Below are 12026 nucleotides of genomic sequence, written 5' to 3'. Positions count from 1 at the left end.
ATCATGACCACTGCAGAGCTGACAGAGCCGACGTCGGACGAGCGGGCGAGCATCCTGCTCGTCGACGACATGGAGGACAACCTCGTCGCCCTCGAAGCCGTCCTCGGATCGCTCAACGAGCCGCTCGTACGGGCCCGCTCGGGCGAGGAGGCGATGAAGGCGATCCTCCGCCGCCGCTTCGCCGTCATCCTGCTCGACATCCGTATGCCGGGCATGGACGGCTTCGAGACGGCGACGAACATCAAGCGCCTCGACCAGACGAAGAACGTGCCGATCATCTTCCTCACCGGCACGGACTCCGACGACACCGGCTACGCCTTCCGCGGCTACGCGACGGGCGCCGCCGACTACCTCACTAAGCCCTTCGACCCCTGGGTGCTGCGCGCGAAGGTCACCGTCTTCCTCGACCTGCACCGCAAGAACCAGCAGCTGGAGCGGCTCCTCGCCCGCGAGCAGCAGCAGTTCGACGCGCTGGCGGCCCGGATGACGTCGATCGAGCGCATGCTGTCGCAGGCCACCGACCCGGACGTACGGGAGCTGCGCCACCACCTGACGCGGATGGAGGAGACGATGCGGACGATGAGGCGCCCCTGAGCCTGCCGCCCTCGCGACCTTCAGAGCCTGCTGGGCGCTCCGGGTCTTCGGGCTCTCGGCGGGGCGCCTCCCCGGGTCAGCCCTCGCGGGTCCCGGCGTACATCTCGTCGAGCAGCCCCTTGTACTCGCGCTCCACGACGGGCCGCTTCAGCTTGAGGCTCGGCGTCAGCTCGCCGTGCTCCACGTCGAGGTCGCGGGGCAGCAGCTTGAACTTCTTGATGGTCTGCCAGCGCTGCAGGCCCTCGTTCAGCTCGCGCACGTAGCCCTCGACGAGCCGCACGGTCGCGGGGGCGGCGACGACGTCGGCGTAGGACTTGCCGTCGAGCCCGTTCTCCTTCGCCCACTCCAGGATGGCGACCTCGTCGAGGGCGATGAGCGCGGTGCAGAAGTTGCGGTCGGCGCCGTGCACGAGGATGTTCGACACGTACGGGCAGACCGCCTTGAACTGGCCCTCGACCTCGGCCGGGGCGATGTACTTGCCGCCCGACGTCTTGATCAGGTCCTTCTTGCGGTCGGTGATGCGCAGGTAGCCGTCGACGGACAGCTCGCCGATGTCCCCGGTGTGGAACCAGCCGTCGCTCTCCAGGACCTCGGCGGTCTTCTCGGGCAGCTGGTGGTAGCCCTCCATGATGCCGGGGCCGCGCAGCAGGATCTCGCCGTCGTCCGCGATCCGCACCTCGGTGCCGGGCAGCGGCTTGCCGACCGTGCCGGTGCGGTACGCCTCGCCCGGATTGACGAAGGAGGCGGCCGAGGACTCGGTGAGGCCGTAGCCCTCCAGGATGTGGACGCCCGCGCCGGCGAAGAAGTAGCCGATCTCGGGGGCGAGCGCCGCCGAGCCGGAGATACAGGCGCGCAGCCGCCCGCCGAACGCCTCGCGGAGCTTGCTGTAGACAAGGGCGTCGGCGACCTTGTGCTTCGAGGAGAGGGCGAAGGGGACGGAGGCGACGCCGGTGCGGCGGAAGTTGTCCTGGCTGACCTTCGCGTACTCGCGGGCGACACCCACCGCCCACTGGAAGATCTTGAACTTGGCGTTGCCGCCGGCCCGCGCCTTGGCCGCGACCCCGTTGTAGACCTTCTCGAAGATGCGCGGCACGGCCGCCATGTAGGTCGGCTGCACGATCGGCAGATTCTCGATGATCTTGTCGACGCGGCCGTCGACCGCCGTCACGTGCCCGACCTCGATCTGGCCGCTGGTCAGCACCTTGCCGAAGACGTGCGCGAGCGGCAGCCACAGGTACTGCACGTCGTCCTCGCCGACGAGACCGGTCGCGGAGATCGCCTTCGCCATGTACGACCAGTTGTCGTGCGGAAGCCGGACCCCCTTGGGGCGGCCGGTCGTCCCGGACGTGTAGATGAGGGTGGCCAGCTGCTCCTTGCGGATCGCGGCGACGCGCTCCTTGACGACGTCCGGGTTCTTCTCCAGGTACGCCGTGCCGCGCGCCTCCAGGTCCTCCAGGGTGACCAGCCAGCCGTCGGGGTCGGACGCGTCGGGCTCGACCCCGGTCGCGTCGATCACCACGACGTGCTTCAGCTCGGGCAGGTCGGCGCGGCGCTCCCGCGCCTTGGCGAGCTGCGCCGCGTCCTCGGCGACCAGCACCTTCGACTCGGAGTCGGCCAGGATGAACGCCGACTCCTCCGCGTTGGTCTGCGGGTAGACCGTGGTGGTCGCCGCGCCGGCGCACATGATGCCGAGGTCGGCGAGGATCCACTCGACCCGCGTCGAGGAGGCGAGCGCCACCCGCTCCTCGGCCTTGATCCCCAGCTCCACGAGCCCGGCGGCGATGGCGTAGACCCGCTGCGCGGCCTGCGCCCAGCTCAGCGACTTCCAGTCGTCGGGGCCACTGCCCGCGGGCGCCGGTACGGGATAGCGGTAGGCCTCGGCGTCCGGTGTGGCCGCGACGCGCTCCAGGAAGAGAGACGCCACGGAGGGCGGACGGTTCTCGATCAGGGTCTGTGTGTCGCTCACGACGTCCTCCGGGCCCGCGACTGTTGAAACGCGGCTTGTTTAACTGGCGAGTAACCATTGAGCAGTGATCAGGGTAAAGCGCGCTCGCCCGGCGCGTAAGGGGCTCCGGCCTTCGACTTTGTCCTGGTCGCCCCCGTGGCCCCGGCACACACAGGGCCCACACAAAAGCGGTGGGCCCGCCACGCGTGTGCGTGCCGGGCCCACCGCTTTCGGGCCACCCGAGGTGTGTGCGACGGTCGCCCGGGGGTTACTTCTTGCCCTTGCCGCCGCCGCTGTCGTCGCTGGACAGGACCGCGATGAAGGCCTCCTGAGGCACCTCGACGGAGCCGACCATCTTCATCCGCTTCTTGCCCTCCTTCTGCTTCTCGAGCAGCTTCCGCTTACGCGAGATGTCACCGCCGTAGCACTTGGCGAGGACGTCCTTGCGGATGGCGCGGATCGTCTCGCGGGCGATCACCCGGGAGCCGATCGCCGCCTGGATCGGCACCTCGAACGCCTGGCGCGGGATCAGCTCGCGCAGCTTCGCGACGAGCCGCACACCGTACGCGTACGCCGCGTCCTTGTGCGTGATCGCCGAGAAGGCGTCCACCTTGTCGCCGTGGAGCAGGATGTCGACCTTGACGAGGCTGGAGGTCTGCTCGCCGGTGGGCTCGTAGTCGAGCGAGGCGTAACCGCGCGTCTTGGACTTCAGCTGGTCGAAGAAGTCGAAGACGATCTCGGCGAGCGGCAGCGTGTAGCGGATCTCGACGCGGTCCTCGGAGAGGTAGTCCATGCCGAGCAGCACACCGCGCCGGGTCTGGCACAGCTCCATGATCGAGCCGATGAACTCGGAGGGCGCGAGGATGGTGGCCCGCACGACCGGCTCGTAGACCTCGCCGATCTTGCCTTCCGGGAACTCGCTCGGGTTGGTGACGATGTGCTCGCCGCCGTCCTCCATCACCACCCGGTAGACCACGTTCGGCGCGGTCGCGATCAGGTCGAGCCCGAACTCTCGCTCGAGGCGCTCGCGGATCACGTCCAGGTGCAGCAGGCCGAGGAAGCCGACGCGGAAGCCGAAGCCGAGCGCGGCCGACGTCTCCGGCTCGTAGACCAGGGCGGCGTCGTTGAGCTGCAGCTTGTCCAGGGCGTCGCGCAGCTCCGGGTAGTCGGAGCCGTCCAGCGGATACAGACCGGAGAAGACCATCGGCTTCGGGTCCTTGTAGCCGCCGAGCGCCTCGGTCGCGCCCTTGTTCAGGCTGGTGATCGTGTCACCGACCTTGGACTGGCGGACGTCCTTCACGCCGGTGATCAGATAGCCCACCTCACCGACGCCGAGGCCGTCGGCCGGCAGCATCTCGGGCGAGTTGGTGCCGATCTCCAGCAGTTCGTGGGTGGCGCCCGTCGACATCATCCGGATCCGCTCACGCTTGTTGAGCTGACCGTCGACGACACGGACGTACGTGACGACACCGCGGTACGAGTCGTAGACCGAGTCGAAGATCATCGCGCGGGCCGGGGCGTCGGCGACGCCGACCGGCGCGGGGATCTCGGCGACGACCTTGTCGAGCAGCGCCTCGACGCCCATACCGGTCTTCGCGGAGACCTTGAGCACGTCGGAGGGGTCGCAGCCGATGAGGTTCGCCAGCTCCTCGGAGAACTTCTCGGGCTGCGCGGCCGGCAGGTCGATCTTGTTGAGCACCGGGATGATCTTGAGGTCGTTCTCCATCGCCAGGTACAGGTTGGCGAGGGTCTGGGCCTCGATGCCCTGGGCGGCGTCGACGAGCAGGACCGTGCCCTCGCACGCGGCGAGCGAGCGCGAGACCTCGTACGTGAAGTCCACGTGCCCCGGGGTGTCGATCATGTTGAGGATGTGGGTACTGCCCTGGTCCGGGCCCTCGGTGGGGGCCCAGGGCAGCCGCACCGCCTGGGACTTGATCGTGATGCCGCGCTCGCGCTCGATGTCCATCCGGTCGAGGTACTGAGCACGCATCTGCCGCTGTTCGACCACTCCGGTCAGCTGGAGCATCCGGTCGGCGAGCGTCGACTTGCCGTGGTCGATGTGCGCGATGATGCAGAAATTGCGGAGCAGCGCCGGGTCGGTACGGCTCGGCTCGGGCACATTGTTAGGGATCGCGGGCACGCAGGGTCCTGTCTCTTGAGGCGCCTTATGCCTCGGGTCGGATCGATACGTAGCTTCCATGGTCCCACGGCCGGGGTACCGGTACCGGTCTGGGCCGGTGAGGGGTGCGATCGGGCTGGCCGCCGGGATTGGTTTGGGCCGGTCGAGGGGGCGTATCGGTGCCCGTCCGGGGTGGTCGAGGGCGGGTATCGGTGTCCGTCCGGGGCGGTCGAGGGGGCGTACCGGTGTCCGTCCGGGCCAGCCGGTCGAGGGCGGGTATCGGTGTCCGTCCGGGGCGGTCGAGGGCGCGTATCGGTGTCCGTCCGGGCCGATCGAGGGCGGGTATCGGTGTCCGTCCGGGGCGGTGGGCGGTGTGCGTCGGGGCCGGTTTGGGCCGGTGGGCGGTGTGCGTCGGGACCGGTTTGGGCCGGTGGGACTGCGGCTGATACCGTGGGCAGCTGTGTCTCATGCCCTCTAAGCCGAGGCACACACTCAGTGAAAATCACCGGTACGGGACTGTCACAGGCCCCGTGCCAGAACCTGCAAAGGCTCATTTCGTGGCGAACATCAAGTCCCAGATCAAGCGGATCAAGACCAACGAGAAGGCGCGCCTGCGCAACAAGGCCGTCAAGTCTTCCCTGAAGACCGCGATCCGCAAGGCCCGCGAGGCCGCTGCCGCGGGTGACGTCGAGAAGGCCACCGAGTACCAGCGCGCTGCCGCGCGCCAGCTCGACAAGGCCGTCTCGAAGGGTGTCATCCACAAGAACCAGGCCGCCAACAAGAAGTCGGCGCTTGCTTCGAAGGTCGCCGGCCTCAAGGGCTGAACCTCTGTCTTGACCTGACGCCGGAAGGACCCGGGCGGGCCCTCTCTCATCCGCCCCCGACCGGCACCCCGAGCCCGCACGCGACTGCGTTCGCCACGCGGGTGTGGGCTCATCTGAGCGTGAACGAAACCCCGTCCTGATGTTGTCGATCAGGACGGGGTTTCGGCTTTCCAGCGCCTCCAGCGCCTCCAGCCCGTCCGGCGCTTGAGGACGAGGCCGAAGGCCGACGGGGGTCTGGGGGCGCAGCCCCCAGGGACGGGACGGGAAGGGGCGGCGGGGACGATTCCCTGCCGGGGGGTGGCGGACGATTGCCTGCCGGGGCGCGGCAGACGATTCCCTGCTGGGGCGCGGCAGACGCTTTGCTGCCGGGGCGCGGCGCGCCGTTCCCTGCCGGGGTGGGGCAGGCCATTCCCTGCGGGGTGCGGCAGGCCATTCCCTGCGGGGTGCGGCACCGGGGGCGCGATGGACCCGGGCGTCGCGGAGCGATCAGCCCCGCCCCCGGGACCGAGCGGCCCGCGCAATCGTGACGACGGCCTTCTCCAAGGCGTACTCCGGATCGTCACCGCCCCCCTTGACCCCCGCATCCGCCTCGGCCACGGCCCGCAGGGCCACAGAAACCCCGTCCGGGGTCCAGCCCCGCATCTGCTGCCGCACCCGATCGATCTTCCACGGCGGCATCCCCAGCTCCCGCGCCAGATCGGCGGGACGCCCCCCGCGCGCGGAGGACAGCTTCCCGATGGCCCGCACCCCCTGCGCGAGCGCGCTGGTGATCAGCACGGGCGCGACCCCGGTCGACAACGACCACCGCAGCGCCTCAAGCGCCTCCGCGGCCCGCCCCTCCACGGCCCGGTCCGCAACGGTGAAGCTGGACGCCTCGGCCCGCCCCGTGTAGTACCGCCCGACGACGGCCTCGTCGATGGTCCCCTCGATGTCGGCGGCGAGCTGCGTCACGGCCGACGCCAGCTCGCGCAGATCACTGCCGATGGCGTCGACGAGTGCCTGGCACGCCTCCGGCGTCGCGGACCGCCCGAGCGCCCGGAACTCCGCGCGCACGAACGCGAGCCGGTCCGCCGGCTTCGTCATCTTCGGGCAGGCGACCTCCCGGGCCCCGGCCTTGCGCGCGGCGTCGAGCAGCCCCTTGCCCTTGGCGCCCCCGGCGTGCAGCAGCACCAGCGTGATCTCCTCGACGGGCGAGCCGAGATACGCCTTCACGTCCTTGACGGTGTCCGCCGACAGATCCTGCGCGTTGCGCACGACGACGACCTTGCGCTCGGCGAACAACGACGGGCTCGTCAGCTCGGCCAGCGTGCCGGGCTGCAACTGGTCCGAGCTGAGATCGCGCACGTCCGTGTCCGCGTCAGCGGCCCGCGCGGCCGCCACCACCTCCTGCACGGCACGGTCGAGCAGGAGGTCCTCCTGGCCCACCGCGACGGTGACGGAGGCGAGAGGATCATCGTTTGCAGTCTTCCTGGCCATCGCGGACAAGCATCCCACGGGCCACTGACATCACGGCCGGGGCTGCCGCGCACCTTCCCGACCGGTGCGGGCGGCTACTGCTCCTCGCGCCAGCCGTCCCAGCCCGCCGCGAACTCGTCCAACTGCTCCGCGTCGAGCCGCCCCTGCGGGTCCTCGACGACGACGAGCCACTGCGCGTCCTCCGCGTCGTCCTCACCGGCCAGCGCATCCCGTACGAGCTGGGGCTCCTCGGCCACGCCGAACCGCTCCCCCAACGCCTCGGCGACCTCCTCCGCCGCGTCGCGGTCGGGCAGCACCAGTACGTGTCTCACATCGCTCACGCCCCTATTTTCCGACACCGGCGAAGTGCTGCCGCACCATGCCCACGCGGCTGGTGGCGTGCGCTCAGCCCTTGGGCACGATCGAGCTCAGCCCTTGGGCACGACGGCTCAGCCCTTGGGCACGATCTGCACGTCGAGGTCGATCCTGACGCTGGAGCCGACGACCGCGATGCCCCGCGCGAGCATGGTCTGCCAGCTGACGGTGAAGTCGTCCCGGTGCAACTCCGCCGTCGCGCGGCAGGCGGCACGGGTCTCACCCTCCATGCCGTTGCCGAGCCCCAGGTACTCCGCATCGAGCGTCACCGTGCGCGTGACGCCGTGCAACGACAGCGCCCCGGTGACCGCCCAGCGGTTGCCGCCCCGGTGCGCGAAACGGTCGCCGTAGAACTCCAGCGTCGGGAACCGGTCCACGTCGAGAAAGTCCGCCGACCTGAGGTGGTCGTCACGCATCTTCACGTTCGTGTCGATGGACGAGGCGTCGATCACGACGTGCATCGCGGACTCCTCGATCCGGTCGGCCAGCCGCAACGCCCCCGCGAAGCTGTTGAACCTGCCGTGGATCCGCGCCAACCCGATGTGCCGCGCCGTGAACGCGATCGAGGAATGCGTCGGCTCGATCTCCCAGTCCCCCGGCTCGGGCAGCTGCGGCGGCGGAGAGACCTGGAGCGCGACGTTCCCCATCGAGGCGTGCCCGCTCTCGGTGACCGTGGCACCGCCGTGGTGCGGCGCGTACCCCTCCGCCGAGACGGCGAGCCGGTACTCCCCCGCGGGCACGGTCGTCATGAACGAGCCGAACGGGTCGGTCCCCCCGCTCACCACCTTGCGCCCCATGGCGTCGCTCACCGCGAACTCCGCGTCCCGCACCGGCTCGCCGACCGGGTCGAGCACCCGGCCGCTCAGCACCCCCGCGCCGGTCGGCACGGTCACTGCCGCCAGAGGACTTGTCCGTTGAGCCCGGTTCGTACGGTTTCCCAGCAAGCGGCCGAACATGACCTACCCCACCCCAGTGCGCCTCGGCATCGACCGCCGACCGCGATCGTTGCTGCTTGAACGAAAGAGTATTCGATCACCGATGCGTCTTTTCAGGCAACATGAACCCTTCTTCTCAGAGAACACACAGCTGGGCGGTACGAGCGGTACGGGTGTGGGTTGTTCGGGCTCTTTGGGCGGGGCTGGTTGTGCGGGCGGGACTGCTTGGGCGGGTTGTGCGAGCGGGGCTGGTCGTGCGAGTTGTGCGGGTGGGGCGGGTTGCACGGGCGGTGCGGGCTGGTTGGCGTTGCCCGGCGGGGTGGCGTCCGGGGTTGACGCGCCCCGGCAAGGCAGCCCGGGTGCTCCTCCGCACCGGGTCAGCGCTTCAGGTGTGCTTCGTGTGCGCCACCTCCAGACCTGGCCCACCGGTTCCGTCCGGGCCGCCCGTCTTGCCCCGCCCCACCACAGCGACCGCCCCGTCCTGGTCCGTGCGGAGCACCGCCGCCCCGCCCTGCCGCAACGCCTCCACCGTGCGCGGCGCCGGGTGCCCGTACGGGTTGTCGGCCCCGCACGAGATGAGCGCGAGCCGGGGAGCGACCCTGCGCAACAACTCCGGGTCTTGAAACGCCGAGCCGTGATGGGCGACCTTGAGCACGTCCACCCGCGACAGCCGGGCCCCGTCGGCGGTTCTCAGCAGGGCGCGCTGCGCGGGCGGTTCGAGGTCCCCGAGCAGCAGCAGGGTCAGCCCAGCGGTGCGTACGAGCAGGGTGACGCTCGCGTCGTTCGGCCCGTCCGGTTCGGGAACCGGCCTCGGCGGCGGCCACAGCACCTCCCAGGTGAGCGGCCCGGCCCGGCGCCGCTCCCCCGCTGCCGCCCGCACCACCGGCACCCCGCGCCGCGCGGCGAGCCGCCGGACGAACGCCACTTGGTCCACCGGCTCCTGCAACCCGGTCGTCCCGATCGCCCCCACGGAACGACCCCGCAACACTCCGGGCAGACCCGCCACATGGTCCGCATGGAAGTGCGTGAACAGCAGCAGCGGCACCTTCGTGATGCCGAGCGCACGCAGACACCGGTCCACCGGCACCGGATCGGGCCCGGCGTCCACCACCACGCCCGTCCCGGCCCCCGCCGCGAGCACCAGCGCGTCCCCCTGCCCCACGTCGCACATCACCATGCGCCAGCCCGGCGGCGGCCACCCCGTGATGATCCGGGTGAGCGGAGGCGGCTGCACCACCGCCAGCAGCAACAACACCGCACAAGCGGCTACCAACCAGGCCGACTTCAGCACTCTGCGTCCCACCAGAACGGCCGCCACCGTGGCGACCGCGAGCAACGCCCCACCGCGCCAGCCACCCGGCCAGTCCACCCCATTGCCCGGCAGCGCGGCCCCCGTCCGTGCGATGCCCGCGATCCATCCCGCGGGCCAACCGGCGCACCACGCGAAGAACTCCGCGACCGGCATCGCCACCGGCGCCGCCGCCAGGGCGGCGAACCCGAGCACCGTCGCCGGTGCCACGGCGAACTCCGCCAGCAAGTTGCACGGCACCGCCACCAGGCTCACCCGCGCCGCCAGCACAGCGACGACCGGCGCGCACACCGCCTGCGCCGCCGCGGCGGCACCCAGCGCCTCGGCGAGCCGCGCCGGAACCCCACGGCGCCGCAGCCCCGCGCTCCACCTCGGGGCCAGCGTCAGCAGCGCCCCGGTGGCGAGCACCGACAGCAGGAACCCGTAACTCCGCGCCAGCCACGGGTCGTAGAGGACCAGCACCAGCACTGCCGTGGCCAGCGCCGGGATCAGCGATCTGCGGCGCCCCGTCGCGATGGCCAGCAACGCGACCGCCCCGCACGCCGCCGCCCGCAGCACGCTCGGCTCCGGTCGGCACACCACGGCGAACCCGAGCGTGAGCGCGCCGCCCAGCAACGCCGTCATCCGGAGCGACAGACCGATCCGGGGCGCGAGGCCCCGTCGCTCCACAAGGTGTGCGGTGCCCGGCGGTCCGATCAACAGGGCCAGCAAGATCGTAAAGTTCGCCCCGCTGACCGCCAGCAGGTGCAGCATGTCCGTCGCCTGGAACGCCGCGTGCAGCTCCGGTGTGACCCGGGCCGTATCACCGACCACCAGGCCGGGCAGCAGCGCCCGCGCGTCCTCCGGTAGCCCGGCCGTGGCCTCGCGCAGCCCCGCACGCAAGGTTGCGGCCAACCGCTGAGGACGGCTCGGCGGCGCCACGATCCGCGGCCCGTCCTGTTCCGCCTGTCCGGTTACCTCAGCCCGCCCGGTTGGACCAGCCTGCCCGGTCGGACCGGCCTGTCCAGTTAGATCAGCCCGCCCCGTTGGACCAGCCTGTCCGGTTGGATCAGCCTGCCCGGTCTGACTCGCCCGAGCTTCCTGTCCGGTCCACCACCTCCGCTCCCCCGCTCCCTCCTGCTGTCGGACCCGGAGCACCGCCGCGATCCGGTCCCCGTCCCTGAGCGGCGGCGCGAGGCTCCCCTCGACCCTGATCCGCGTGCTGGGCAGGAGCGACAGCCACGCGCTGCCGCGCCCCTCGACGAGTGCCAGGACCGGTGCCCGGGTCCGCTCGACCGTCCCGTCGGTCGCCGTCACCCGGACGAGATCCGCCTCGATAAGCACGATGGTCGGCGCCTGGTGATCCCCCGTGACCCGGGGCCGGCTGACCCGGGGGTCGGCGGTCACCTCCAGCTCCGCCTCCACCCGCGCATAGCGGTCGGCCAGCTCGGGCACGGGCCCGCGGCGCAGCTCGGCCCCGTGCAACCCCGCGGAAAGCGCCGCCGCGGCGACACAGAGCAGCAGCACCGCGGTGGATGGTCGCCGCCACGCGCGACGCCCTGGGCGGCCTGCCGTACGGCGCAACGGCACCAGCAGCGCTATTCCGGCGACCCCGCACGTCACCGCAAGCGCCACGACCCAGTGGCCCGGCACGGTCAGCGTCACCGCCGCTGTCAGCCACACCACCAGCGCGGGCGGCACCAGTCGCAGGTCCAGGGGTTCGGTCTGTTCCGCGCCCCGTGCCGGGTTCATGGCCGCACCAGGTCGTGCAGATCCTCGAAGCGGCGGTCCCCAATCCCGTTGACCTCGCGCAGTTCCTCGACGGAACGGAACCCACCGTGCTCCGTGCGGTAATCGACGATGTGCTGGGCCAGGACGGGGCCGACGCCAGGCAGCGTGTCGAGTTGTTCCAGCGTGGCGGTGTTGAGCCCGATCGGAGCCGCGGGCGCCGCCCCCACCGCCCCTCCCGCACCGGCACCGGCACCCGCACCCGCACCCGTCGGTCCGCTCGGCACTCCCGCGGCCGGGGCGGTCGGCGCTCCCACCAGCACCTGCTCCCCGTCCGTCAGGAGCCGCGCCCGGTTCAGCCCGGAGGTGTCCGCACCTGGGCGGACCCCGCCCGCCGCCCGCAGCGCGTCCGCCACCCGGGCCCCGGCCGGCAACCGGCGCACCCCGGGCCTGCGCACCTTGCCGCCGACATCGACAACGATCATGGCGGCCCCGCTCGACACCGCCGGGTCCGGTCCGGCCGGGCTGCCTACGGCCCCGGGCGGCTCCCCCACCGCGGACGGCACCGCCGCGCGGACCGTCTCCGGCGCCCGCACCGACTGCGTACGCCCCGCCCAGAAGTGCTGCACCGCGAAGAGCGCCACCACGCCGAGGACTACGACCAGGGCCAGCGCGCCCCGCCGCTCGATCCCGCACCGCTTCTGCAACCACAGCGGCAGCCGGTCACGCACGGCGGGCGCCGCCCGCTCGCGCCAGGTCCTGG

The 12026-nt window shown here is 71.4% G+C and carries 9 protein-coding genes; 2 read left to right on the top strand and 7 right to left on the bottom strand.

Going from position 1 to position 12026, the window contains the following annotated elements; all coding sequences use genetic code 11:
- Window positions 1–3: 3 nt before the first annotated feature.
- The gene (locus C1N81_RS29770) at window positions 4–594 is read left to right on the top strand and encodes a response regulator (RefSeq protein WP_394434219.1); all 591 of its coding nucleotides are present in this window, start codon (window positions 4–6) and stop codon (window positions 592–594) included.
- A gap of 76 nt (window positions 595–670) precedes the next feature.
- Here C1N81_RS29770 and C1N81_RS29765 read toward each other — a convergent pair whose 3' ends face one another.
- Both C1N81_RS29765 and lepA read right to left on the bottom strand, forming a co-directional pair.
- Entirely contained in the window at window positions 671–2560 is a 1890-nt protein-coding gene (locus C1N81_RS29765) for an AMP-dependent synthetase/ligase (RefSeq protein WP_394434217.1), read from the bottom strand.
- A gap of 247 nt (window positions 2561–2807) precedes the next feature.
- Complete coding sequence (gene lepA / locus C1N81_RS29760; RefSeq protein WP_394434215.1) at window positions 2808–4679, bottom strand: translation elongation factor 4; 1872 nt, start codon at window positions 4677–4679, stop codon at window positions 2808–2810.
- Between the two features lie 536 nt (window positions 4680–5215).
- Between lepA and rpsT the strand changes: the two genes are divergently transcribed.
- Window positions 5216–5482, top strand: coding sequence for a 30S ribosomal protein S20 (rpsT, locus tag C1N81_RS29755; RefSeq protein WP_394434214.1), 267 nt, complete (start codon window positions 5216–5218; stop codon window positions 5480–5482).
- 486 nt (window positions 5483–5968) lie between these two features.
- Here the strand turns inward: rpsT and holA are convergent, their stop codons facing one another.
- The 5 genes from holA to C1N81_RS29730 all read right to left on the bottom strand — a co-directional run bounded on the left by holA (window position 5969) and on the right by C1N81_RS29730 (window position 11994).
- Window positions 5969–6958 (bottom strand): DNA polymerase III subunit delta, encoded by a 990-nt coding sequence (gene holA / locus C1N81_RS29750; protein WP_394434212.1) that lies wholly within the window; start codon window positions 6956–6958, stop codon window positions 5969–5971.
- A gap of 74 nt (window positions 6959–7032) precedes the next feature.
- Window positions 7033–7278, bottom strand: coding sequence for a hypothetical protein (locus C1N81_RS29745; RefSeq protein WP_394434210.1), 246 nt, complete (start codon window positions 7276–7278; stop codon window positions 7033–7035).
- Between the two features lie 108 nt (window positions 7279–7386).
- Window positions 7387–8268 (bottom strand): YceI family protein, encoded by an 882-nt coding sequence (locus C1N81_RS29740; RefSeq protein ID WP_394434208.1) that lies wholly within the window; start codon window positions 8266–8268, stop codon window positions 7387–7389.
- A gap of 364 nt (window positions 8269–8632) precedes the next feature.
- Window positions 8633–11287, bottom strand: a complete 2655-nt coding sequence (locus C1N81_RS29735; RefSeq protein WP_394434207.1) for a ComEC/Rec2 family competence protein — start codon at window positions 11285–11287, stop codon at window positions 8633–8635.
- Window positions 11284–11994, bottom strand: a complete 711-nt coding sequence (locus C1N81_RS29730) for a helix-hairpin-helix domain-containing protein (RefSeq protein ID WP_394434205.1) — start codon at window positions 11992–11994, stop codon at window positions 11284–11286. Before C1N81_RS29730 ends, C1N81_RS29735 begins: the two co-directional genes overlap by 4 nt.
- Between the last annotated feature and the right edge of the window lie 32 nt (window positions 11995–12026).

The organism is Streptomyces sp. SGAir0957, assembly GCF_043523415.1.
The sequence above is the reverse complement of the archived record's forward strand: the minus strand, read 5'-3'. Positions and strand labels throughout refer to the sequence as shown.

Bases quoted from the DNA above. Each gene is read 5' to 3' on its own strand.
- C1N81_RS29740 (WP_394434208.1), bottom strand. From the start codon at position 8,268: ATGTTCGGCCGCTTGCTGGGAAACCGTACGAACCGGGCTCAACGGACA.
- holA (WP_394434212.1), bottom strand. From the start codon at position 6,958: ATGGCCAGGAAGACTGCAAACGATGATCCTCTCGCCTCCGTCACCGTC.
- C1N81_RS29735 (WP_394434207.1), bottom strand. From the start codon at position 11,287: ATGAACCCGGCACGGGGCGCGGAACAGACCGAACCCCTGGACCTGCGA.
- C1N81_RS29770 (WP_394434219.1), top strand. From the start codon at position 4: ATGACCACTGCAGAGCTGACAGAGCCGACGTCGGACGAGCGGGCGAGC.